25 protein-coding genes are annotated in these 25365 nt (G+C 46.6%); 15 read left to right on the forward strand and 10 right to left on the reverse strand.

The genetic code is table 11. The features are described 5' to 3' along the window. Positions 1-114: 114 nt before the first annotated feature. A complete protein-coding gene (locus tag MHI48_RS28415; RefSeq protein ID WP_036612816.1) occupies positions 115-954 on the forward strand; it encodes a methyl-accepting chemotaxis protein in 840 nt (279 codons plus the stop codon). Positions 955-1106: 152 nt separating this feature from the next. Here MHI48_RS28415 and MHI48_RS28420 read toward each other — a convergent pair whose 3' ends face one another. After that, complete coding sequence (locus MHI48_RS28420; RefSeq protein ID WP_405142442.1) at positions 1107-3929, reverse strand: glycoside hydrolase family 3 C-terminal domain-containing protein; 2823 nt, start codon at positions 3927-3929, stop codon at positions 1107-1109. 369 nt (positions 3930-4298) lie between these two features. Between MHI48_RS28420 and MHI48_RS28425 the strand changes: the two genes are divergently transcribed. The 5 genes from MHI48_RS28425 (at position 4299) to MHI48_RS28445 (ending at position 8748) form a co-directional block, all read left to right on the forward strand. After that, a complete protein-coding gene (locus MHI48_RS28425) occupies positions 4299-5843 on the forward strand; it encodes an FAD-dependent oxidoreductase (protein ID WP_076328701.1) in 1545 nt (514 codons plus the stop codon). Between the two features lie 295 nt (positions 5844-6138). Further along, positions 6139-6468 carry a PadR family transcriptional regulator gene (locus MHI48_RS28430; RefSeq protein ID WP_036612821.1) on the forward strand — a complete coding sequence of 110 codons (330 nt, stop codon included), beginning with the start codon at positions 6139-6141 and terminating at the stop codon, positions 6466-6468. Continuing rightward, positions 6461-7054 (forward strand): DUF1700 domain-containing protein, encoded by a 594-nt coding sequence (locus MHI48_RS28435; protein WP_076328700.1) that lies wholly within the window; start codon positions 6461-6463, stop codon positions 7052-7054. The genes MHI48_RS28430 and MHI48_RS28435 overlap by 8 nt, the downstream gene beginning before the upstream one ends. Then, positions 7051-7950 (forward strand): DUF4097 family beta strand repeat-containing protein, encoded by a 900-nt coding sequence (locus MHI48_RS28440; protein WP_076328699.1) that lies wholly within the window; start codon positions 7051-7053, stop codon positions 7948-7950. The genes MHI48_RS28435 and MHI48_RS28440 overlap by 4 nt, the downstream gene beginning before the upstream one ends. Before the next feature lie 78 nt (positions 7951-8028). Next, positions 8029-8748, forward strand: a complete 720-nt coding sequence (locus MHI48_RS28445) for a 3-ketoacyl-ACP reductase (protein ID WP_036612827.1) — start codon at positions 8029-8031, stop codon at positions 8746-8748. 292 nt (positions 8749-9040) lie between these two features. On the opposite strand, the gene MHI48_RS28450 is transcribed toward MHI48_RS28445, so the two are convergent. Both MHI48_RS28450 and MHI48_RS28455 read right to left on the reverse strand, forming a co-directional pair. Further along, positions 9041-9580, reverse strand: a complete 540-nt coding sequence (locus tag MHI48_RS28450; RefSeq protein WP_017691808.1) for a helix-turn-helix domain-containing protein — start codon at positions 9578-9580, stop codon at positions 9041-9043. A gap of 63 nt (positions 9581-9643) precedes the next feature. Then, a complete protein-coding gene (locus MHI48_RS28455; RefSeq protein WP_076328698.1) occupies positions 9644-10009 on the reverse strand; it encodes a glyoxalase superfamily protein in 366 nt (121 codons plus the stop codon). Positions 10010-10237: 228 nt separating this feature from the next. Here MHI48_RS28455 and MHI48_RS28460 point away from each other — a divergent pair, with 228 nt between their 5' ends. From MHI48_RS28460 to MHI48_RS28485, 6 genes are all read left to right on the forward strand, one after another. After that, a complete protein-coding gene (locus MHI48_RS28460) occupies positions 10238-10912 on the forward strand; it encodes an alpha/beta hydrolase (RefSeq protein WP_076328697.1) in 675 nt (224 codons plus the stop codon). Next, positions 10912-11682, forward strand: a complete 771-nt coding sequence (locus tag MHI48_RS28465) for a class III extradiol ring-cleavage dioxygenase (RefSeq protein WP_076328696.1) — start codon at positions 10912-10914, stop codon at positions 11680-11682. Before MHI48_RS28460 ends, MHI48_RS28465 begins: the two co-directional genes overlap by 1 nt. Positions 11683-12210: 528 nt before the next feature. Beyond that, positions 12211-12807, forward strand: a complete 597-nt coding sequence (locus tag MHI48_RS28470; RefSeq protein ID WP_076328695.1) for an SMI1/KNR4 family protein — start codon at positions 12211-12213, stop codon at positions 12805-12807. A gap of 144 nt (positions 12808-12951) precedes the next feature. Then, positions 12952-13953, forward strand: coding sequence for a cation diffusion facilitator family transporter (locus tag MHI48_RS28475; protein WP_143781454.1), 1002 nt, complete (start codon positions 12952-12954; stop codon positions 13951-13953). Between the two features lie 172 nt (positions 13954-14125). Continuing rightward, positions 14126-15022, forward strand: coding sequence for an Abi family protein (locus MHI48_RS28480; RefSeq protein ID WP_179086526.1), 897 nt, complete (start codon positions 14126-14128; stop codon positions 15020-15022). Positions 15023-15274: 252 nt separating this feature from the next. Beyond that, positions 15275-15775, forward strand: a complete 501-nt coding sequence (locus tag MHI48_RS28485) for a hypothetical protein (RefSeq protein ID WP_036667859.1) — start codon at positions 15275-15277, stop codon at positions 15773-15775. 372 nt (positions 15776-16147) lie between these two features. Here the strand turns inward: MHI48_RS28485 and MHI48_RS28490 are convergent, their stop codons facing one another. Genes MHI48_RS28490 through MHI48_RS28505 form a run of 4 tightly spaced genes read right to left on the reverse strand, consistent with a single transcriptional unit; the run spans position 16148 to position 19934 of the window. After that, on the reverse strand, positions 16148-17221 hold the full coding sequence (locus MHI48_RS28490) for a PotD/PotF family extracellular solute-binding protein (RefSeq protein ID WP_076328693.1): 1074 nt from the start codon (positions 17219-17221) through the stop codon (positions 16148-16150). Further along, positions 17218-18027 (reverse strand): ABC transporter permease, encoded by an 810-nt coding sequence (locus MHI48_RS28495; protein ID WP_062836831.1) that lies wholly within the window; start codon positions 18025-18027, stop codon positions 17218-17220. Before MHI48_RS28495 ends, MHI48_RS28490 begins: the two co-directional genes overlap by 4 nt. After that, a complete protein-coding gene (locus MHI48_RS28500; RefSeq protein ID WP_017691799.1) occupies positions 18002-18835 on the reverse strand; it encodes an ABC transporter permease in 834 nt (277 codons plus the stop codon). Before MHI48_RS28500 ends, MHI48_RS28495 begins: the two co-directional genes overlap by 26 nt. Next, a complete protein-coding gene (locus MHI48_RS28505) occupies positions 18825-19934 on the reverse strand; it encodes an ABC transporter ATP-binding protein (protein WP_036612848.1) in 1110 nt (369 codons plus the stop codon). The genes MHI48_RS28500 and MHI48_RS28505 overlap by 11 nt, the downstream gene beginning before the upstream one ends. A gap of 255 nt (positions 19935-20189) precedes the next feature. Between MHI48_RS28505 and MHI48_RS28510 the strand changes: the two genes are divergently transcribed. Continuing rightward, positions 20190-21551: an MFS transporter gene (locus MHI48_RS28510; RefSeq protein WP_051449526.1), complete on the forward strand. Its 1362-nt coding sequence runs from the start codon at positions 20190-20192 to the stop codon at positions 21549-21551. Between the two features lie 49 nt (positions 21552-21600). On the opposite strand, the gene MHI48_RS28515 is transcribed toward MHI48_RS28510, so the two are convergent. After that, complete coding sequence (locus MHI48_RS28515) at positions 21601-22812, reverse strand: nitric oxide synthase oxygenase (protein WP_076328692.1); 1212 nt, start codon at positions 22810-22812, stop codon at positions 21601-21603. 127 nt (positions 22813-22939) lie between these two features. Further along, positions 22940-23419, reverse strand: coding sequence for a Dps family protein (locus MHI48_RS28520; RefSeq protein ID WP_076328691.1), 480 nt, complete (start codon positions 23417-23419; stop codon positions 22940-22942). A 360-nt stretch (positions 23420-23779) separates the two neighbouring features. Between MHI48_RS28520 and MHI48_RS28525 the strand changes: the two genes are divergently transcribed. Continuing rightward, positions 23780-24130, forward strand: coding sequence for a cupin (locus MHI48_RS28525; RefSeq protein WP_076328690.1), 351 nt, complete (start codon positions 23780-23782; stop codon positions 24128-24130). A gap of 71 nt (positions 24131-24201) precedes the next feature. On the opposite strand, the gene MHI48_RS28530 is transcribed toward MHI48_RS28525, so the two are convergent. Beyond that, entirely contained in the window at positions 24202-24939 is a 738-nt protein-coding gene (locus MHI48_RS28530; protein ID WP_076328689.1) for an HAD family hydrolase, read from the reverse strand. 229 nt (positions 24940-25168) lie between these two features. Here MHI48_RS28530 and MHI48_RS28535 point away from each other — a divergent pair, with 229 nt between their 5' ends. Beyond that, on the forward strand, positions 25169-25354 hold the full coding sequence (locus MHI48_RS28535; protein ID WP_047840795.1) for a hypothetical protein: 186 nt from the start codon (positions 25169-25171) through the stop codon (positions 25352-25354). Positions 25355-25365: the final 11 nt, after the last annotated feature.

The following is a 25365-nucleotide window of genomic DNA, read 5'->3' on the forward strand; positions in this document are numbered from 1 at the left end:
ATTCTCTCTATTTTCTTCTCTATTGCATGACGATATATAATATAGGTAGTTATTAAGTTAGCATTTAAAATTTAACCGTTTACATAAGGTAACCAGGGAGGAATCATCTTTTATATGGATATTGTTCAAGCATTAATTACATGTATGCCTTTCTTTCGAGATACGATTCGTCAGGATGTAACCCTCTCCGTGATTGATCATGAGAAATTCCTATATTTCTCAGCAGGGGAATCGTTAAAACAACTGAATTATCAACCCGGCGACCCTCTATTGGATGGAAATCGAAATTTTGCTGATCTCAACGGCGGTACAGTCAAACGATTCGATCACTACCCTAAAGATTTATTCGGTGTTCCTTTTGATGTGGCTTTTATCCCCATTAAAAATGAAAAAGGTGAAGTCATCGCCCTGTTTAATCTGCTCTACAGTATGGATGACCAAGACCAGTTGCAACAGCTCATGGATGCTACCGAAAATCTGACTAACCAGTTAATTGACAGTGTACAGCATGTAGCTGCACACTCCGAGGAACTCAGTGCCACAACCGAAGAGATCCGGAACAATTCCAAACAAGCCGTACAGAAATCAGGCAATGTCACTCAGGTCGCCAGTTTCATTCGTGAAATCTCCGAGCAAACCAATCTGCTTGGCTTGAATGCAGCTATAGAAGCTGCCCGTGTAGGGGAAGCTGGTGCAGGTTTTGGCGTTGTTGCCAAAGAAATTCGCAAACTGTCTGTCGATACCAAAGAAGCAACGGCCCGTATTGAAGATTCTCTTCTCTCGGTTCGGCAATCCATTCAAGGCATGGAGAATGAACTTGGTGAGATCACTGCAAGCTCCCAAGAGCAGGCTGAACTCGTAAACAATTTTATGAGCACAATTGAGCAACTGAATGAAACCAACAAACAATTGAAGCAATTTGTGCAAAAAATGATTACGTTTGACGGAAAATAAAAATACGTTTAATGGACAATACAAGCACGGTTCATATCATAGAAATTTGTATAATTCGTTTCCTACCGCTCAGGGGATTTATGCAAAATGGTCATTAAACAACAAACTAAGCCTCCGAATAAGTTCGGAGGCTTTTTCATGAGTTATTTGACTTAACGAATCTCAAAGTGACTGATGCGCACACCCGCAGACAACACAATGTATACATCCTGCGCACCTGATGCACCTGTGAGTTCCGCCTTCACGGTAGACCACTGCTGGGCTTCACCTTGTGCCAGTTCCACACGTCCTGCGAGCGTACCGTCTGGTGAACCGAGTCGAACTTCCAACACAGCGCCTGCTTTTTCCGCGGATACACGAGCTTCAATTGCTGCTGCCCCACTACCCAGATCGGCATCCTTAAAGGCAATCCATCCTTGCTCACCAACTACACGGACAGCACTTCCGCCCTCTTTGCTCTCATCCAGATCAACACCCAGGTAAGCATCATAATTCTCGGCACGAGTAGCCACACCCAGATTACGGGCAGGGATCGTCTCTCCTTCTACCGTCAGGTCTGCAACCAGCTGAACATCGGAGGATGACTTGGCAACCATAATAGAGTAAGTTCCACTTTCCACGACATACCGATCACGAGTTACATCCCAGATCGCCAGTTCCTGAACAGGCAAAGTAAAGCTGACCTTCGCTGTAGCTCCCGCTTCGATATGAAGACGACGGAATCCTTTTAACGTTTTGAGTGGACGTTTCACCCGGGATTTGCCTGCACGAACGTACAACTGTACAACCTCGTCGCTGGCAATTGAACCAGTATTGGTTACATCTACAGTTACCGTAACGCTGCCCTCTGTACCCACTTGAGCTGGGCTAAGTTCCAAATTGCTGTATTTAAACGTTGCATACGTCAGACCATGTCCAAACGGATACAATACATTACCTTCAAAATATTGATACGTACGACCAGATTGAATGATATCGTAATCCTTGATGTCGGTCAGTTGATCTGCCGATTGTACCCATGTCATATTCAGACGGCCTGCTGGTGCATAGTCGCCATACAAGACGTCAGCTACTGCGTTACCCAGTTCCTGTCCTGCGTGTGAAGTATACAATACCGCCGGGATGTTCTCCTGAACCCAGTTGGATGTGAACGGATAACTACCCACGATGACAACTACCGTGTTCGGGTTCGCGGCATAGACCGCCTCAACCAGACGTTGCTGGGATTCGGCGAGATCCAGACTTGGACGGTCAATCTCTTCTTTACCATTTACAAGCGGATTATTACCAACAAAAACAATCGCCGTTTCCGCAGCCTTAGCCGCTGCTACCGCTTCTTCAAGTCCGTTCACAATCACATCCTGCTTGAACGTCTCTGTGGCACCAAAGGTTTTCAGTTCTTCGGACACTACTAATGCATCGTTTCCACCATTAGGTGCAGTCACCGTTTTGCCATTCCAAGTGGTCAGACCTACACTGCCGTCCTGTTGTGGCAACAGGTGGAATACTTCCTTCACGAACCAGCCGTACACTTCATCAGCGGAAGCCGTTACGGTCTCTTCATCTGTGGTCAGATATTTGCCGTTGCTTTCCGCCTGCAAGGTATAACTTCCGAAGCCCCAGTCGGAAACCATAAACGTCTCCGCTTCTCCCGAAGCAATCACAGGTGATTTCTCACCTTCTGCCAGTCCAATTTTCTTCCCATTGGCTACGGAAGTTAACGTAATACGGTCATTACCATCCTTGAACGATACTTTGTCGCTGCCTACTTTGCCACGGATCGCCTCAAGTGGGGATACGTTATACGGCATGGTGCCTGCATACCAGTCACGATAGACGGTTCCGCCCAATTGACCGATCACAGCCACTTTACCAGCTTTTGTTTTGTCCAGCGGGAGCGTGCCTTTGTCGTTTTTGAGCAATACCACTTGTTCTCTTGCGGCTCTGAGCGACAGTTCTTTTGCTTTCTCCGTCATCATGGACTCTTCACCAATAGCAGCGTACGGGTTGTCTTCTTCCGGATCGAACTCGCCTAGACGGAAACGCACACGGAACGTATTGAACAACGCCTTATCGATGTCATCCATCGTGAGTGTACCTTGTTCCAATCCTTCACGCAGTGCCTGTTTGGACAGCTCAGCATCATCGGTGATGCTATCAATTCCGGCCTTCACGGATTCTACGGTACCTGGTGTGTGGGAATCATAGTATTTATGATCATTCTTGATGCCCATTACGTCGCCTGCATCACTGACAATGAAACCATCCATGCCCCATTCGCCTTTGACAATCTCGTTCACAAAAGGATGCAACAACGCTGGCGTACCATTAATGGAGTTGTACGCCGTCATCATGGACTGTGCGCCGCCTTCCTTAAATGGCTTCTCAAACGCCTTCAGATAATATTCACGCATGTTACGTGGATCAATGCTGGACGAACCACTTCCGCGATCCACTTCGTTATTATTGGCGAGGAAATGCTTCAAGGTAGCGACCGCTTTGTAATACTTTGGATGGTCGCCCTGAATTCCTTTGACCAATGCTGTTGTCAGCTCGGCTGTCAGTTCCGGATCTTCACCATACGCCTCTTCATTCCGTCCCCAGCGCGGGTCACGTTCCATATCTACTGTAGGTGCCCACAGCGTAAGACCGTTCACTGCCGGATTTCGTTTATAAAATACACGCGCCTCGTCTCCGAGCACGGAGCCAATCTCTTTCATCAGATCCGCATCCCATGTGCATGCAAGCCCCACCGGTTGTGGGAAGGATGTTGCTTCTCCAAGCCAGGCCAAGCCGTGTGCCGCTTCTGTTCCATGTTTGTATGCAGGCACACCCAGGCGGTCTACTGCCGGCTGATATTGCAGCATGGATTCAATTTTTTCATCTTCCGTCAAGCGGGATACAAGGTCCTTCACCCGGGTGTCTAATTCTAGTGCTGTATCTTGAAACGGATATTTCGTTTGGTTGGTCGTCATATAGAATCTCCTCTGGTTATCGGTAGTTAATTAAAATGATAGCGAATACATATCTCAAGTAAAAACGGGGGTTAATTCGGATGAAATATTTCTTCCGATGGATCAATTAATCCTTTTATAATCAACGTTTACAGGTGTGAAACTTGATCTCCTTTTCAACACCTAAAACGATTTCGGTAATCTTATCATATAGCATGTTTAACAAAAAAAACAGAGGTTCTGCGCAGGAAATTGTGAACATCCCCTCTGCAAAATCTGAACAACACCGTTTTTTCATGGCATAGTCTGGCAATCATGAATAAGAGTACAACGATGTGCGCTGAACGACAATCGCTTCAACCGAATGAAGATAATCAAGGAGGAAAAAAAATGAGCGACAATCAGCAGCCCAAGACGGGTCTGCCCCCGGTCCCCGAATCACTGTGGCGTGCTACGCATCAATTCGATGCCTATCCAAAACTGACCGAAGATATCACCGCTGATGTAGCGATTATTGGTGCCGGTATTGCCGGGATCACTACAGCCTATTTGCTGGCACAGACGGGTATGCGTGTGGTCGTGCTGGAAGCTGGAAAAGTATTGGATGGTACGACCGGTCATACCACTGCCAAGGTATCTGCACAGCACGGCGTCATATTTGATGAAATTATGCATCACTTCGGACAAGAACAGGCCCAGATGTACTATGAAGGCAATGCCGATGCCGCCAAGTGGATGCGCAATCTGGTGAAGGAAAAACAGATTGATTGCCAGTGGGCAGAGGAAGATGCCTACGTCTACATTCAATCAGAGGAAAACATTAAAAAACTGGAGATTGAGCTGACCGCCTATGGCAAACTCAATATCCCTGGCGAGTGGGTAGATCCACTCCCTATTCCAGTTCCCGCAAGGGCAGGTATTCGCATGCCGGGTCAGGCACGTTTTGATCCGCTGGCCTACCTGCACTACTTGCTCGATTCCGCTGTGAAACAAGGGGTGCGTATCTATGAGCACACCACCGTAACCGATGTGGAGGAGGATGCTTCCCTGCATGTCAGAACTTATGGAGATGGCCCATCCGTAACAGCGGAACATATTGTCGTGGCTTCTCATTTTCCCGTCTATGATCCCGGATTTTATTTCACACGATTACACGCCGAACGATCCTACGCTGTATTAGTCGAACCGGAGAAAGCCTATGCGGGTGGCATGTACATCTCGGACGATACACCGTACCGCTCCTTGCGTACCGTCTTACATGATGGTAAGGAACTTATCCTCTTTGGCGGTGAGAACCACAAAACTGGACAAGGCATCTGTACCTTTGGTCATTATGAACGCCTAGAGCAGTTCGCAGCGGAGACATTTGGCATCCGCAACATCCCTTTTCGCTGGTCAGCCCAGGATCTGATCTCCATCGACAAGGTGCCTTACATCGGACCGATTACCGGAAGACATGAACGAGTCTATGTGGCGACCGGGTTTGCCAAATGGGGAATGACAACTGGCACGATGGCAGGACACCTTCTTGCAGATCGTATCACTGGACGTGACAACCCTCATGCTGCCATATTCGATCCGGCAAGATTCAAGGCCGATCCTGGTATGAAACACTTTATTGTGGAAAATGTGAATGTAGCCAAGGAATTAATCTCCGGTAAAGTAGGCATTGTGCATAAAAATGTTAGCGATATTGGTGAAGACGAAGGAGCCGTCGTTCGTCATAATGGCAAACGTGCTGGCGCCTACAAGGACACCAGTGGCAAGCTGTTTCTGGTGGATACCACCTGCACCCATCTGGGTTGCGAAGTCGAATGGAACGAGGGCGAACGTTCGTGGGATTGCCCATGCCATGGTTCCCGCTTTGATTATGCAGGCCATGTCATTGAGGGCCCTGCTGTGGAAGACCTTAAAGTCCTGGATGCACAAGAATAACCGACATTTAGCGATTAACCTGTAACCAAAGAAACAAAAGTTCATCTCACAGACCGGATCGGAATCCGCCTCCAGACGGAAGTAACCGATCCGGTTTTTGCGTATGCTGAATTATAGCTAAACAGACAGCTTCAGCTGATCATCAGTATTAAACGAACTTATTATCGATCAATCGTGATACGGAACTATTTTAAAGTCACTACCTTGCATTAAACAGTACTGGATGCTATGATGAATTCACCACTACTGAACAATATACACTAGCATTAAATGAAGCTACTAAGGAGGAACCTGTGTGAATGTGAACATCCAGTTCAAAAAAGGAGTATTGGAGCTGTGCGTCCTGGTATTAATTAACCGCCAGGATCGGTATGGCTACGAACTGGCTCAGGCGGTCTCCAAACATATCGAAGTTGCTGAAGGTGCACTGTATCCCTTGCTTCGCCGGCTTGTGAATGACGGTTACTGCACCACCTATCTTCAAGAATCAACTGAAGGCCCGCCGCGCAAGTATTACCGGCTATCCGATACAGGTCGCGACTACATGACGGCACTGACGACAGAATGGAATGAATTTGTGCGCAATGTCGCAAATCTGATTGAGGAAGGAATCCCCAATGAATAGACAACAATTTATGAAAGCCATGGAAATTCATCTACGGCCGATGGACCCATTCGAACGGGCTGAGTTGCTCGCCGACTATGATCAACATTTCGAGCTTGGACTACGAGAAGGCAAGCTGGAAGAAGAGATCGCTCGGGAACTCGGACAGCCGGAAGAAATCGCCAAGGAAGCACTCGGTGATCGTTATGACATGCATACGCCGGGTTCAGATGCGTTCTATGCACCGACGTATCGCGAGATGCGGTCACCCAGAAACAGCACCAGCGCCACTCGCAAATTTTTCAACGCCATCGGCCTGTTGTTCCTGAATCTGATCCTTGGCATCCCCCTTGGTCTCATGATGTGGTCGGTATGGCTTGTTATTGCCAGCCTTTCCTTGCTGGTAGTGGCTCCTGTAGCAGCAGTTGTGGACTTTGTATTCCTGGGCCAACTCGATAAACCGGAAATTTTCGTTGGGATTGGCGCTTTCGGGGTCGGTATTTTGTTTGCCATCGCATCGAAGTATGTCTTTAGAGCCTTCAAAATCGTCACTCTTCAATATATTAGATGGAATAAAAACACGATGAAAGGAGATGTTTCCGCATGAGTACCAAAAAATGGCTTGCGCTTGCCGTGATATGTATCGGAATAGGTTTGCTCGGGACATCCATCTATGGCGTTCAGTTCGGGGATGAACGGGAGCATTATTCCAAACGATGGGATTTCAAAGCAGATGAATTGCAGAACATTATCATGAATGCTAATTTCAGTGCAGATATTGAATTTGTCATAAGCCCCGATTCGAATGGTTATATCGAAGTGGATGGTAAATGGGACCCTGCCATAGTCAAAAGCTTCGAACAAGCCACCTTATCCAAAGGCACATTCCAACTGGCTCAGACAGCACGTGAACGATTGCAATTTTTCACCTTGTACTGGAATGATCAAGACTCCACAATAACCGTTGCTCTGCCTGAAGGACACCAATTAAATGAGGTTAAGCTGGACTCCTCTTCAAGTGAATGGGATCTGACAGGTCTAAATGCCAATCAGCTTGAGCTGAACAACACTTCAGGTTCCATACGTCTGGAAAACATCAAGGCGCCCAATATTGAATTGGTTCTAACTTCTGGCGACATTAACGCTTCCATGATTAATGGAGACATGACCGTGAAACAGACATCCGGAAGTTTTACGGCAGATCAGATTGCCGGTCATGTAAACAGTAAGATTAAATCAGGAGATATTGAGATTACTGAATTAAACGGCGCAGCTGATGTTCAATTCACTTCGGGTAGCATTCATATTGAACAGTCCCATTCCGCCCCGATTAATGCGTCTGGAACATCAGGAGATATTTTCATTCAAGCTGCACCTGATTTTGACGGAATCTACGACGCTAAGGCTACTTCCGGAAGTGTCGATGTACCTGAATCGCCAATGGTGAGCCGGGAAGTGATCAAGGCCCGTACTTCTTCTGGCAGCATCGAGATTACCAAATAGTGATGAAGCCAATTTCCGAACTGTGGGTAATAATAGTATAATTGAATGCTAGTCCATTTCTAAGGAGGAATTACTCACATGGAACTTAAAAATAAAACAGCGATCATCACAGGTGCCGGAAAAGGTATCGGCCGTGCGATCGCTGAAGCTCTTGCCAAAGAAGGAGTGCACCTCGGCCTTATTGCACGTACCGCTTCCGATCTTCAGGCTCTGCAACAGTCTCTGAGTCAAGAATACGGTGTGAAAGTAACCAGTGCTGTAGCAGATATCTCGGATCGCACGCAGGCCGAAGCCGCTGTAGCAGCCATCGAGATGGAACTCGGTGCGGTGGATATCCTTATCAATAATGCGGGGATCGGAAAGTTCGGGACGTTCATGGAGATGGAGCCGGAAGAGTGGGAGCGCATCCTGCATGTTAACGTTATGGGTACATATTACGTTACACGCGCTGTCCTTCCGAGCATGATCAAGGAAAGTAGCGGCAGCATTATCAATATTGCTTCCACTGCAGGTGAACGCGGATTCGCTACAGGTTCGGCATACTGTGCATCCAAGTTTGCATTGCTCGGTATGACTGAATCTCTGATGCAGGAAGTGCGCAAGTCCAACATTCGTGTAACGGCACTGACTCCAAGCACCGTTAATACGGAGCTTGCGACCAATGCCGGACTGAAAATTGGCGACGAAGATCGCATGATGCAAGCGGAAGATGTAGCTGAACTTGCACTCGCAACGCTCAAGCTGTCCGACCGTGTCTTCGTTAAAACAGCAGGCATCTGGACGACTAATCCACAATAGACAGGTGCTTCTGACCTTTCTAAGGAATCTCTCGCACCTTATTGTACTCTTTTGCAGGAAATAAGAAACGTAACGAATCACTGCGAGGTTATTTCGCCAGAAGTCTGTGGAATGTAGCCAAATTACACACACAGCAGTGAAATAAAGCGTCTGAGATTCGTTACATCTCGATATCTGCTTAGAATCATCTAATAGGGTTCGCTCAGTTCGTTAGAAATATAAAAGGACGTTTCCCATTGTACATGTATGCAGGTTCGCATGTTCATGACTTGGGAGCCGTCCTTTTTGTATTTTACAAATGATCCAGACCCAATTCTTTGGACACCGCAATGAGCACCACCGCAGGCTCCTCACCGATATTGGTCACTTCATGGGGCACGATCGCATTCCAGGTAAACGAATCACCCACTTCAAGAACTTCCACATCTTCGCATTGCTCCGCACGAATCTTGCCCTGCAACACCAGATGGCTCTCTTCTCCCGCATGTTTGCTTACCCCGGTCGATGCACCTGGCGGCAACTCCACAATGGACATACGCATCGCACCTTTGGCTGTAAGCTGCTGCACTTTGATCTGTCCGCTTCCGGCCGTTGTTTCCTTGCGCTCGTTCTTACGTACCACATTCATCCGTTGCTCCGGTGTCAGCAGCAAATAGGGAAGTGGCACTTCCAGATAATCCGCAATACTTTCCAGCGTAGCAATGGAAGGTGACGTTTTGTTATTTTCTACGTTGCTGATAAAACCTTTGGACAACCCCGTTCCCTCACACATCTGCATGATCGTAATCTGTTTCTGTTTACGGATCGTACGAATAGCCAAGCCAATATCCATATCGCGTCCCTCCCTTCTATTGATTTTTAAACACTAGACGTCCGCTTCGCTTCTTCAGGTTATCTATTCGGCGCTTGCCTCAACAAATATAATTCGGTTGCCAAACGGATCAGTCACGGTCATTTCTCTTGATTGCCAAGGGGTCTCCTCTATACCGGGTCTCGCATGTTTGTACTCTTTCTGACGAAGTGCATCATGGAATGTATCCAAGTTATCCGTCTCCACGCGCAAGGCAGCTCCAGGTGTACAATCTCCATGATGTTCGGAGAGATGAATCACGATGGAATCGAGTGAAATCTGCATATATAAGGGCATATCTTGCTCAAATCGATGTTCCCAATCCAATTGGAAACCCAGGTATTCAAGGTAAAACTCTCTCGCTTTATTTTCATCAAATATTCTCAAAATAGGCACGATACTTTTTAACATCCTGATCACGTCCTCGGGAATAAGATATAAACCATTCGCAGCGGCATTTATTGTAGAACCATTCAAGATTTTTTATAAACAACATATATTCATCATACAAAAAAAGTATTGACCCTACAATGAAACCATGATAAATTTTGTTCATAAATAAGAATATTTATTTCATATTGGTGAACTTTATTGTCAGAACGATATATTTAACTCATTCCTCTTCAGGTGGTGTTTTTAATGAATTCTCCTTATATACATGAAGTCCGATTACCGTCTCATTACAATCCAGATCAACGTTATCCTGTCATTTTCGCCTTACATGGCATGGGATCAGATGAGCAAGATATGCTTCGTTTGATGGAGCCTATGCAGTCTGATTTTATTATCGTCGCCATCCGTGGACCTATCGTTCAGGGTAGTGGTTATGCTTATTTTCAGATTAAAAGCATTGGCAACCCCATCCGTGAATTGTATGATGCCTCCGTTCAGGGACTGCAACAATTGATTGTTGATCTGTCCGCCAAATATGCTATTGATCCCACACGGCGTTATATCGCCGGATTCAGCCAGGGCGCCATTATGGCGATGACTTTATCGCTGGTGATGGGAGATGCGATTAAAGGCATTGTAGCGATGAGTGGGTATATCCCGCAATTTGTGAAAGACGAGTACAAGCTGCAACCCGATTCGGAGCTGTCTGTGTTCATCTCGCATGGAGATCAAGATCATCTATTCCCGTTACAACTGGGCGAAGATAACGCCAATTTCTTCCGTCAACACACCAATCACGTCACATATGTACCTTACAACGGTGGACACCAGGTGACCCCCGATCTATATCAAAAATTTCAACACTGGCTTCGGACGGATGCAAATCTGACTACCGAAGACCCGAAAGGACTGAATTCATAATGATGCCATCTCTTTTTATTGCTCACGGTGCCCCATCACTGGCACTAGAGGAGAATGTGTACACCGAATTTTTGCAAAAACTTGGACAGGAACTGCCGAAACCCAAAGCAATCGTGTTATTCTCTGCTCACTGGGAATCCACAACTCAGCTTGTATCCTCGGTAGCCAACTATGAGACCATTTATGATTTCGGCGGTTTCCAGCCCGAGCTGTATCAGATCAAGTACCCGGCTCAAGGACAGGCAGAAACCACCTCGAAAGTGGAGCGCCTATTCGCAGAAGCTGGGATCCCGGTACAAACGGATGATGTTCGTGGCCTGGATCACGGCGCCTGGGTCGTTCTACGCCTGCTCTACCCGGATGCGGATATTCCTGTAATTGCCTTGTCCGTGAATCGCTATCTGACAGGTGAGCAGCAATATCAGGTCGGACAAGCGCTCGCTTCCTTGCGTGAGCAAGACATTCTTGTCATTGGCAGCGGAGGAACCGTCCACAATCTACGTCGATTGAACTGGGAAAGTAACGGCGTTGACCCGTGGGCATCAGAGTTCGACAACTGGCTGCATGACAAGCTGGTGAGTTGGGATACGGAGTCTCTCTTCTCCTATGATAAACTGGCACCTTCAGCTCAAGCCGCCGTGCCTACGCCGGAGCATTTTGTACCGCTGTTACTCGCCATGGGTGCGGGAGATCAGAACAAACGTGCATCGCTCCTGTTTAAAGCCTATCAGTATGGCAATTTGAGCTTGTCCTGTTGGAAGTTTGATTAAAGAGGACTATGTAAACCGAACTAAAGTATTTACACTCGCTACTCCGATGACAGAACAACCTTCCGATCGCTGTTATCCCCAGATTTTTTTATTTACTTTATATAAAGGTGAAAATCTGGTGATAAGCGTATGCTTCCGATGTAGCTTTCTTGCAGAAAGCTTTTAGGCGAACACTTCGCTTCTTCAGGTTATTTCTGCCCTCTACGTTTTCGTGTAAAAGATTAGTACTACTTATGATATAGATAAAAAATGTAGCGTGTGTTACAGGGATTACCCCTGTAACACACGCTTTATTTGTTGTTAGGAGTGACTTTCATGATGGTTGTACGTAATCGATTGGGATGGGGCTAAGTGTGCTGATATGCAACAACCGTCCTTGAATAATGAGACCATTGTAGTATGTAAGCAAGGACTTCGGTTTCTTGTGTGCTTTTCCGGATTATAACTATAATATGAGGTGAAATCAGGCACAGTTTGCTCGCATATCACTCACCATATTATCTGAATAGCTCATACGGAGGGAATTGGATGCCAGAACAGCGTATATATGAATTGATGGATGAACTGGATATGTTGCTGGAGGAGAAGGTACAAGATGAGGAAAACCGGGAGCTCTTGGAGGCTTATCGCGAGTTTGAAGGCGTGACGGATGAGCAGCTCGACGCATTCGAGCAGGAACACGATATTCGATTACCTGCTGATTTTCGTGCATTTTATAAACGTAAAAATGGGAGTGGTTATGGCTTTCACGTCTTGTATCCAAGCCTTGAGGAAGGACGGGAATCCGAGCCATTTTACCTGTTATCCCTGGAAAAAATTCAAAAGGAGCAGTCCACGCTGGTGGAGAACCGCATGGATGATTATTTTACCGAAGAAGAGATCCGTGAGCTTGATCCCCGAATCAAACCCTACCTTTTTCAAAAGAAATGGATCACGTTTGGCATGCTTGGAGGTGGCTCACTGTATCTGATGTTCGACTTTGATCCGACAGAGCAAGGAACGGTTGGACAGATTATTATGTACGTGCATGACCCGGATTTTGTATATTATGTCGCTGGGACGTTTACGGAACTATTGGAACAATCCAACCGCAATTTACGTGCCTTGGAAGCCATTGAGTACTGAAATGCGCATGATGATATGACCTTTTTTGCATAATGCTGGGATATGTCAAAGCGGTTATAATAACATTTAGTGGAAATGCACATGCTGTATAGATAAGACTGCCTTTTCTACACCTAATACATTGATCTGGGAGGAACATACGAAGTGGCTGAACAACCGAAGTCTGAGAGCTTTATGTCTCTCGTCAAAAAAGGAAACACATCCTCCGCCGTAGCGATGGCAGGTAATGCCGTACTTGCTGTGTGCAAAGGGGGAGCCTTCCTATTCAGTGGCAGTGGTGCCATGTTCGCTTCGGCGATGCATTCACTCGCTGATGCCATTAACCAAGGATTTGTATTTGTCGGAAGTGTGTTGTCCGAGAAAAAACCTACACGCCGCTTCCCAACCGGATTCGGACGGGTCATTAACATTTTCTGCATGATCGCCGTGATTGTTGTTACCATTATGGCGTATGAAACGATCCATGAAGGTATCCATCTGTTGCAGCATCCTGTTGGTCATACCGGTGGTCTATGGATTAACATCGGAGTGCTCGTCTTGAACATTCTGATCGACGGGGCCATTCTGATCAAAGCCATGAAGGAAATTCTAAAAGAAGCACGCGCACCCAAAGCCGCCGGATTTGCCTTGGTCCCTGCTGCCATTAAAAATGTAGGCCGTGCTGCACCGCCAACCCGTCTCGTGTTCTACGAAGATGTTGTCGCTGTACTCGGTGCCCTGCTTGCGCTGATTTCCGTCGTGGTGATTGCCTTGACCAACTTTGCATTGCTCGATGGCATTGTGACAACGATTATTGGATGTCTGATGATCGCTGTAGCCTTCCGTGTCGGTTATGATAATATGATCGGATTGATCGGGGTTGCAGCTCCGCAGGATATTGAGGACAAAGTGTCCCAAACCATTCTGGCAGACACACACGTTGCTGACATTCAGATGATGCGTATCATTCAGGAAGGCCGTTATTATCATGTCGAAGGTCTGATTGAGTTGACCAAAGGACTCAGTCTTGCCGATGCGGATGACATCAAGTTCCGTATTCAGGAGAAACTGATGACAAACCCCGACATCGCCGACGCTGCCATCTCCATTATTGAGGATGACGGTGTGAACAGCTGGGGCAAGAAACATTCGGATGTGGTGAAATAACAAGCTTCGTTTTGGATGACTCAGCTTTACCATTCAGTAGTTGCTCAATTTAAGTTTAACTGTTGACTAAACAGTCAACGAATCGTATATTATTAATAACAGATCTCGCCCGCACCTCTGCTTATGCATGTGGAACAGGGCGAGACATTTTTGCGTTATGGGGGTATTTTCCTTGCCAGATGATGTTCAGCTACGTGAAATGAAAGCGCCTACTACATATGAAGAACAGCTCGAAAAGTTTAAAAACCGAAAAATGACAATTGAAAATGATGTAGAAGCAATTACAATCCTGAAACGCATTCACTATTACAGGTTTACTGCATATGCCTTAACTTTTAAACAGGATACCTCGGACAACTACATTGAAGGAACGACTTTCAACAAAGTGTATAAGCATTATTTGTTTGATGCAGCCCTTAGAAATCACTTTATGAAGATTGTCGAGTACATCGAGATTGCCTTAAGATCACAAATTTCATACAAGCTCGCCCACAAGTATGGTGCTCTTGGATATACGAATGCCGCTAATTTTTCTAAAATTCAATTTCACCAACGCTTTATGGAGGATTTGCAAAAATGCATTCAAAAACAGCACAAAGAAGTGCTTATTGCTCATCATAGAGAGAATTACCAAGATAGATATCCTATCTGGGCGGCCTTTGAAGTTAGTACAATTTCTATGATGTCCTCACTCTATAAAAATTTAAAAACGTCTGACAAAAAATCTATTGATCGAGAATACTACCCTTCTCGAAACATAAGTTATAGGGAACTTGAGAACTGGTTCCACGTCTTAACTGTTTTTAGGAATAGATGTGCTCACTACAGCAGACTTTTTAATTATAGAATCCCTGTTACCATAAGATACACACGAAATGATGAATTATTAGGCTTAGACAAAGCCTTTCTTTTTGGAGCTATCTACAATGCGAAGTACCTGATAAAGGATAGAACAATCTGGGATAGTTGGGTGACTGAGCTATCCTCATTAATCGAAGCTTACACTATAGTTGATATATCCCTTTTGGGATTCCCTACAAACTGGGAGCATCTGCTACGAAAGCAATGATAATTCTCTCTTGCAACATGCAAGCCTAAATCACATTTTTCTGTGTAACTTGTTCACCACCGTTTGGCACAGATTGTTTGCATGAAAAAACGACTGAGTATCTTTCGAACCTAGACTTTGGTCTAGGTTCATTTTAACTCCAAAGACGGAGGATAGAGTTTTCCAGTTCATGGTATGCTGTGAATAACGAAAGTAATTGCTCTACATACAACTGTTCGGAAAATTGATCTTGTATTAAGAAGGAGAGATATTATGGCTAAACGTACGATCCTTGCGCCTGTTCTCATTTTGCTGGGCGTGTACCTGATTCTGAACCAGGGAGGTTCACTCGGTCCAGGTACAATCTTCGCTACATTCTGGCCCACGTTGTTCGTGATTCCGCTCGGGCTGTTCTTCCACTGGCTGTACTTCTCCATGATTGGCAGAGGGGTTGGACTGCTGGTTCCTGGTGGACTGCTGCTCACCGTCGGTATCGTCTGTCAGATCGCCATGTTGTTCAACAACTGGAGTACAATGTGGCCGGGCTTCATTCTGGCTGTAGCTGTTGGTTTGTTCGAATTGTATTGGTTCGGTGGTCGGAACAAATGGTTACTGATCCCCATCAACATTCTAACAGTTATATCGCTGCTGTTCTTCGCTGTGATGTCGATTGGCACGATGCTGAGCAGCTTGAGCTTTATCCAACCGTTCGTGGCGATTGTGCTGATTATGGGTGGGGCATGGATCATGGTGGGTCGCAAAAAGCGCATGTAGTGGCAACTATATAAGATGAATAAGTGGGATCAACTAAGCCACTTCGGTGACAGTACAACTTCGGATCGCTGTTATCCCCGGATTTTTTTGAATCCCATCTAGCAATGGGAAAATCCGTTGATAAAGGCGACCGCTTCGCTTCCTTCGTTTGTTCTGTCCCCTCCGTTAACGTTTGATCTTAAATGTTCATCTTATATGGCACTTCAAGCGCTATTGCTCTGAAGTAGGTAAAAAAAGGGTTGCTGCTTGTCATTCAAATGAAATGACGAGCAGCAACCCTTTTTGTTTTTTTTCAGAATCTAACGAACTGTTCACACGCTATTGACTCTACTTAATAAGCCACGGTGAATCGTTATCAGATGCTATTACCTCTTATTTGCTATGCATTTTAAACTCCAGGAATAGGTCGTTATAATGTGAGAGCATTTTTTTGCCCAGATTATCGTAGACCTCCAGCTTTCCTGTCAGTGTCTCGTCCGGGTAGAAACGTTCATCCTCCGAGATGTCCTCTGGCAGCAGCTTAAGCGCCTCGGCGTTCGGTGTGGAATACCCGACATACTCCGCATTACGAGCGGCATGATCCGGGTCCAACATGAAGTTGATAAACTGGTGAGCCCCTTCAATATTACTCGCTGTCTTCGGAATAACCATGTTATCGAACCAGAGGTTTGAGCCTTCTTCCGGCACCATGTAATCCAGCTTGTCGTTCTCATCCATAATCTCGGACGCATCTCCAGACCACACAAGTCCAACTGCTGCTTCCTCATTGGCGAGTAACATTTTGATCTCGTCTCCGACAATTGCTCTGACGTTTGGTGTCAATGTAGACAGCTTCTTCAGCGCTTCTTGCAGATGATTTTCGTTGGTATCGTTCAAGGAATACCCGAGACTGTTCAATCCCATCCCAATGACTTCGCGTGCGCCATCAAGGAGCAGGATTTGATTTTTCAGACGCGGGTCCCACAGGTCATTCCAGCTATCAAACGTTAATCCATCCACCAGTTCGGGATTGTACACAACCCCCACCGTTCCCCAGAAATAAGGGATGGAGTACTTGTTGCCTTCATCAAAGGACAAGTCCATGAACCGCGGATCAATGTTATCCAGGTGGGTCAATTTGCTATGATCGAGTGGAACGAGTAGGTCTTCCTCTTTCATTTTGCTAATCGCATATTCAGAAGGAATTGCCACATCAAACGTGGTTCCCCCTTGCTCAATCTTGGTCAGCATCGCTTCATTGGAATCAAACGTCTGATAGATAACCTTAATGCCTGTCTCGTCCTCAAACTCCTTGAGCAGATCAGGGTCGATATAATCGCCCCAGTTATAGATGGTCAGCGTGTTGCCGCCAGAATACCCCTGACTCTTATTCAGATACGAAGCCAGGATCATCAGGGCAAAGGCGGCCACAAAAACAATCGCAAATGTCCGTACCAGTTGCTTCATGGACGCAGCCCCTTTCCTCCGGGTGGTATCCGTGTTGCACGGCGGTTAATGAAGTAATATCCAACAACTAGCAACACGGTCAGCAGGAACAATAGGGTGGACAGAGCATTGATGGACAACGAAACGCCCTGCCTTGCTCTGGAGTATATCTCTACCGAGAGTGTGGAGTATCCATTACCCGTGACGAAGAATGTTACTGCAAAATCATCGAGCGAGTACGTCAATGCCATGAAGAATCCGGCAAAAATACCCGGTTTCACGTATGGCAACACCACACGCGTCAGAATCTGCCATGAACCAGCACCCAGATCGCGTGCCGCGTCCATCAGAGTTGGACTCATCTCCTGCAGCTTCGGCAGTACCATGATTACAACAATTGGCACGCTGAATGCGATATGAGACAGCAGAACCGAGGTGAAGCCCAGTTTGATGCCAATCATGGTGAACAGGATCAGGAATGACGCACCAATGATGACATCCGGACTCACGATCAGCACGTTATTGAGTGACAGCAGCGTGTTCTTGGTCCGTTTGCGACGCACATGGTAGATCGCCAGTGCCCCTGCTACACCAAGAATCGTTGAGATTGCTGATGACAGGAGCGCAATGATAAATGTATTCAGCACAATGATGAGCAGCCGAGTATCGGCGAACACCTCTCTGTACCATTCGAGTGTGAATCCTTCGAAGCTGCGCATGTGCCCGCCGCTGTTGAAGGAGTAGAAGATCAGATACGCAATCGGTGCGTACAGGATGGCGAATACAACGGCTAGATAGACGTTAGACAGCTTTCCGTTTCTTCCCATTACGCACCTCCTTCTTGCCTGATCCAGTCAGGAACATAATAATCGCCATCGCAATAATCAAAAAGACGGCAATCGTTGAACCCATCCCCCAGTCCTGGGTGACGAGAAAATGCTGTTCGATCGCTGTTCCCAGCGTAATTACACGGTTCCCCGCAATAAGGCGGGTAATCATGAACAGAGACAGCGCAGGAATAAATACAGCCTGACAGCCTGATTTCACTCCACTAATCGTCAGTGGAAAGATAACCCGGCGGAATGTCAGCCACGATGAGGCTCCCAGATCGCGCGCCGCATAGATCAACGATGGATTCATCTCTTCCAGCGCATTGAAGATTGGCAGGATCATGAATGGAATGAAGATGTACACCGAGACAAAAATAAAGCTGAAATCGGTGAACAAAATCTGCTGTGTACCAATACCCACTACTTCAAGTAGAGAGTTGGTCAGACCGTACGTTCCGAACAGGCCGATAAAGGCATACGCTTTTAACAAGAGATTGATCCAGCTTGGCAGAATGATCAGCAGCAACCATAGCTGCTTGTGCTTCGTCCGGGTCAGCATATACGCCGTCGGGTAGGAGATAAGCAGTGAGAACGCCGTAATCAGAAATGCATACCAGAACGAACTGAGCGTCATCTGCAAGTACACCGGTGTAAAGAACCGGGCGTAGTTGCCAAACGTGAAGTTACCCTCCACATCGAAAAATGAATAATAGATGACCAGCAGAACCGGCGCCACAACAAACAACACCATCCATAATACATATGGAATCAGATACGCATTGCGTGTGCTGGCCTTAGTCTGCATGAGCGGCCTCTTGGTAGGCTTCGAGTCGTTTGTCAAACTCTTCTTCGGTCTCGTTAAAGCGCATGACGTGTACCGCTTCCGGGTCAAAATACAGTCCAATCCGTGCGCCTACAACGGCTTTCTTCGTTGAATGAACAAGCCACTCATTGCCCGCATCGTCGTACGTGGATATCTCGTAATGCACCCCGCGGAATAACTGGGAGTCCACATTGACTTTCAGCTTGCCTTGGTCTTCGGTTGTAATCTCCAGATCCTCTGGACGAATGACAATCTCTACCGGCTCGTCCCGCTGGAGACCCTGATCAACACACTCGTGCTGTGCGCCAGCGAATTCCACCACAAAGTCCTGCTTCATTTTGCCCGATACAATGTTCGATTCCCCGATAAAGTCTGCCACAAAGCGGTTAATCGGCTCATCATAGATATCATTCGGTGTACCGCTCTGTTGAATCACGCCGCCATTCAGGACAAAAATCTCGTCGGACATCGCCAAGGCTTCTTCCTGATCATGCGTGACAAAAATGAACGTGATACCCAGTCGTTGTTGCAGCTCCCGCAGTTCATACTGCATTTCGGTCCGCAGCTTCAGATCGAGTGCTGACAAAGGCTCGTCCAGCAGCAGAATTTCAGGTTCGTTCACAATGGCGCGTGCAATCGCGACACGTTGTCGTTGTCCGCCGGACATTTCGCCAATTTCCCGGTTTTCATACCCGGATAGATTGACGAATTTGAGGGCTTCCAACACTTTGCTGCGAATTTCAGCCGTTTTCATCTTTTTGATCCGCAAACCAAAAGCCACGTTCTCAAATACATTCAAATGTGGAAATAACGCGTAATCCTGAAATACGGTATTCACCTGCCGTTGGTGGGCAGGCACTCGGTTGATGAGCGCACCGTTAAAATAAATACTGCCCTGTGTCGGCTCCGCAAAACCGGCAATCAGCCGCAATATCGTTGTTTTCCCGCAGCCCGATGGGCCGAGAAGCGTATAAAATTTACCCCGCTCAATCTCAAAGCTGACCGCCTTCAATACGGCTTCATCCTGATCGTATTGCTGAGTCACCGCTTCGAAGCGGATAATCGGTTGTTGTTCTGACATGCTTCACATCGCCCCCTTATACTTGAGGTACCTCTTAAGTCTGTACACTTTTCGTTCATGCATCCTTATAGATAACCCATCTATTATATATGATTCAGGTATATCCGCAATGGTTTTGATGTAAACGCCGCGTGTCATTTCTTCTTATTTTCAAAAATTCTGCATACATTACGGGTAATGTCGATAATACGTACCCATATGGAGTAAATGAAGGATTTTAGGATTCCATTTTATGTGTGAGAGGAGTCTTGGCTCTTGGATATTCGTCGTAACCTGCCTTTGCTGATGACCATTTGTTTCTTAAGTCAGATGGGCGGATTCATGATCCTGCCCCTATTTCCTTTGTTTATTGAAGAATTCGGCCTGTCCGGCTGGATGATGGGGGTTATTTTTGCGCTTTTTTATGTGGGGAAAGTAATTGGTGGCGTTCCTGCAGCGGCAATTTATAAGAAACTAGGTGGTAAAAAGGCTCTCATCCTCATGCTGATACTGCTCGCTGTCTGTATGGGCGGCTTCGCGCTGTCTACTGCTGCGGTGTTATTCGGCCTGCTCCGACTTCTACAGGGGCTCGCTTCCACGGGCCTTACCGTGGTCGTACGTTCCATCATCGGAGATGAGGGTAATGTAGACAACCGCGGCCTGTACAATGGATATATCAGCAGTAGTGAGGGCGGCGGCATGGTGCTCGGACCGGTCATAAGTGGCTGGCTCGCGCTGCACTGGCCATTGTCGGTGCCTTTTTTACTCGTTACCGTATGTTGTCTGATGGCCGTGGTCGCTGCGATGGGGATGAAGACGACTGCGCAAGCTAGAGCTAGTCATGAGTCTGGGGATACGCTAAGTGATCCTCTATTAGAAGGTCCTTCGGGTGTTGTTAAGCAGGAACCTCTGGTCAACTCAGCACACCCGGTGCTCCACACGGATGACACCCCTCCTTTACCTTCAACAACATCTGATGCACTGCATACGCAAGCTGCGGATACCTCCTTAACCTCCCAATCCAACCAAGCTCCCGAATCAACAACAACTGGCCCATACACAGGGTTCACCAGGCGGCAACAGCTTGTTGGCTACGGTACGGTACATTTTCTGGAGATGAGCGCCTATGCCGTATTTCTCACCTATTTTGCACTGTATGCAGCTCACATCATGCATTGGGACCCGTTTGCCACCAGTCTCGCCTTCACCGTCTCCGGGATCTCTACGCTCGCCGCTGCTCCCTTTGTTGGTCATCTCTCTGACCGGTTAGGCGATCGTCTGTTGCTTTGCATGCTCGGCATGTTCCTGATTGGAATCGAAGTTGTTGTATTTCTAAGCACGTCCTCCCATCTATGGGTCTACGTTGGCATGTTGATTGGCGGGGTTGGCGGTGCATGTTACATGGATTCGTTCTTTGCTCATATTGGTGATCATATCCCGGACGAGAGTCGAAGTTCTGTCATAGGCAAAATTGTCTCTGCTGCCGAGATCGGCTCCATCGTGTCTCCACTGGTTGCAGCGCTACTTATGGAAGTTGGCTCGCTGTACTCCGTGTTTGTGTTTAATCTGGTGCTGATTGCTGTTGCCATTGTAGTTCAGGCTGTGATGCGCAGTCGATATCGATTGAAAGAGGGGTAGTTCTTCGTTTGATAAAAAAGGATCACAAAAAATAACCCGTCTGCACAATTTAGTGTGCAAACGGGCATTTCATTGGTGCATCTCCGGCCTGCGGCTGGTGATTCTCTACCTGTGCATTCTGCTGCTCACTGCTTCGCAGTTCTGCGGCAGATGCCACGCCATCTTTCAGGGTATACGCCTGATCCTGATGGAAAAAGTTCGGCTTCACGATCTCATTACGATAGGAGCTGTGGAAAATATGTGTTGTCGCCGGGGATACTGGCGGAATCAGCCACACCCAATCTCCGGTCAGTTCACGCCCAGCCTTCTCTTCCCGCTGTTCAAATAAATCGAACTGCGTTGCCGCCGTGTGGTGATCCACAATGCTCACACCTGCTTTTTTGAACGAATGCAGCACAGCCACATTCAGCTCAACTAACGCACGATCCTTCCACAGCGTCGTTTCACTCGACGTATTCAATCCAAACGCTTCCGCCACCGCAGGCAGCTTGTTATACCGGAACGTATCCGCCAGATTACGGGCGCCGATCTCGGTACCCATATACCAACCATTGAATGGTGCTGCTGGATAAGATATACCGCCAATCTCCAGTCGCATATCAGCAATCATCGGCACACCGTACCAGCGCATGCCCAGCTCGGCAATTTCCGCTTGCTCCGGATGTTCAATAAGAACTTCCACAATCTCTTCTTCTGGCACAACATACCACTCTGGGGCTTGTCCTTGTGCCTGAATAATGAGCGGTAACACATCATAGGGGCTACCTGCCCCTTGCCAGCCAAGTGACATCGCCGCCTTGGTCAGCTCCACCGAAGCAGGATCTCCGATAATACCTTGCTCTGTCTCATATCCCGCATAACGAATAAGCTGATGATTCCAGAGGCGTACCGGAGTTCCATTCGGCCCATCCGCTGGAAGGATGGTAATCATCGGGATTACTTTGCCACCGTTGGATGCCACATGGATATGATTCAGCACAGCTTCCGCTGCCGTTCCTGCCGTATCAGCGTGACGGGCGTCCACGATCCGCAATTTATCCCAAAACAGACGCCCGATGCAGCGGTTGCTGTTCCGCCATGCCATTTTACAACCCTGCTCCAATTCCTCTGTGGTATGCACATAAGTACCAGTTACTTCGATCTCTCCCATAACGGCAACAAGCCGGGCCTCTGCGTCTTCACGCGAATGGCCCAGCTCTTCATAACATGTATATATAAACCGTTCAGCTTCTTCCTGCAATTGTTCCAGGTCTGACCGCATCGTTCATTCCACCATTCTGTACATCTTGAATGCCATCATTATACGGCAAGCGCACCGGATTTGTAAGCGAACGGACACTTTGTTCACGGACTCTACATATCGTTGTCAGGATGTAGGGTGACTTTGCTTATTTGCTCAGAAATGCGGTTAACATCCAGACCTCTTTATCCAGGGCAGCGGTGAATCCAATCAGCATATCTTCTGTTGCATTATCTTCCGCTTCTCCTGCTTCGTGAATGCCTTGACGAATCACTTCCACCATTGTGCGCAGATCAGCAACTACCGACTCTACCATACGCTCAGCAGACAACTGTCCTTGTGCCTCTTCAATTGGAGACAGACGCAGCTGTTCAGCCATTGTAGCCACCGGACGTCCACCAATAGCAAGCAAACGTTCTGCAACTTCGTCCATATTTGCCGTAGCCAAGTTGTACAGTTCTTCGAATTTGGCATGCAGTGTGAAGAAATGAGGTCCTTGAACATACCAGTGGAAGTTATGCAGTTTCGTGTACAACACGGACCAACCTGCGATCTGACGGTTCAGGACCTCTTGAAGTGCTGTGGCGTTGTTAGTAAAAGTGTTGTTTCTAGTTTGGATTGTGCTCATGGAATTTATCCCCTCTCGAATATAAAAATAGAATTTGAATTTTATAATGGATTGCTTTGATTCGCTTCTTTTTAATTTAGACTTAATCTAAATCTTGTTTTAATTATAACACCGCATATCCTGTTTGGGAAGGCTCTGAACTACTCTTTCAAATGAAGATTCCATGAAGTACAGCTTCATAGAAACGTTGGAACAGGCTAATTAAAAAAGATGATTTTAAGCAAACTCTCCCCAACCTATTGGAGTTATGATAGACTCATCTGATCGGATTATCCATAAATTAGTGAAATAGGATGATACCCATCATAAAGATAGTTACCATTATAGGAAGTTAACTTAGTCACTATTGCGGAGGTACACATGAGGATATTTCAATTTAAACAAGAGTCAGGGAAGAAGATTACCAAATTCGATTCTAATTTCGTAATGTCACGTATAACGCAGACCAACAAAGCAGCTCATATTGGATGTATGCATTTAACTGAGGGTGGGGTCATAGGTTATCATCAAGCTGTAGTTCCTCAACTCCTTTTAATCGTAAGTGGAGAGGGTTGGGTTAGAGGGGAAGCAAATGAATACATCAAAGTTCGTTGTGGCGAAGCGGTTCTCTGGGATAAACATGAATGGCACGAAACCAAAACAGAAGCTGGACTCATGGCAATTGTAATTGAAAGCGAAGAGTTAGACACCTCGTTAATGATGCCTTTATAGAAGGTATAATATAAAAAAGCAGACCTGCACCTAAGACGGTACCAAGACTGCTCCTTTAAACATAAATCTCCTTAAGCTTGAACACACTCAAAAGTCAGGATACGACTGATCTCTTCATAGCTTGATGCTACAAAATGAGGTTGATGATCGGACTCCGGCAGCGCCTCCCGATGGTTAAACCAGATGACTGTCCAACCTGCATCCACTGCACCTACCACATCATTACGCCACGAGTCTCCGATGTAATAGCTGGAACGGGCATCTGTCCCGGACTGCTTACTCACATATTCAAACAACCTGCGATCCGGCTTCGCATAACCAGTCGTACCGGAGATAAAGACCAGATGCTCGTCCACGAGACTGAGCACATCCAGTGCTTCAAGCTTGCGGCGCTGATGCTCTCCTTCTCCATTGGTGATTAGACCAACGGTATGGCCTTCTGCCTGAAGCCTTCTGATTAACTCATACGCTCCTTCAAAAGGTACAATCTCGAACTGTCTGCTCATATACTGTGCTTGCAGTTTTTCAGCCTGTCCCGATTGTAGGGGTAGTCCAAATTCCTCCATCGTCAACTCAAACCTCCGACGGCGCATTCGCTCTACTCCATCCGTTTCTGGTACAGCGGACAGATCTTCTTGTGCAGACAGCCAGTCACTATAATAACGAAAACGATGATAGGCCTCAGCATAAGGGAAATCATCCGGCAGGCCGAGAACGTCCTGCAAAGCGCCACGAAGTGGCTGCAAGTGATCATATAACGTATCATCTACGTCGAAAAATATCGTTTTAGCATTATTTATTTCATTCATAATGGTTGTCTATCCTCCTGCTTTTGCATCCAAACATTCTCTTCTTACTATATATGTATTCCTATGCCTCGTCCAAACCATGAAACATCATGCTATGGAGATACATTAATTCCATGGGAGGATTAGCCCATTATTCAGCTGGCATATAGATGATTGCTTCATTCCATTTAATGGAATACAATTATCTAATAACACATTAAACACTAACTACTAAAAGGTGGAATACGCGATGAATACTTCTGAAAAGAAATGCACGGATTGCGGAGGCACGTCTTTCGTACAAGCCTCGGACTTCATCAATCTTCGTCCATTGGACAAGAAAATGGCACTAGGTTCGGAAAGAGTATTTACGGTTTGTTTAGATTGCGGTGAGGTTGTTTCAATAAAAGTAAAGAATCCAGAGAAATTATTATAATCATAAGCAAA

It is taken from the genome of Paenibacillus sp. FSL H7-0942, assembly GCF_045040715.1.
In the GTDB taxonomy this organism is placed as follows: domain Bacteria; phylum Bacillota; class Bacilli; order Paenibacillales; family Paenibacillaceae; genus Paenibacillus; species Paenibacillus amylolyticus.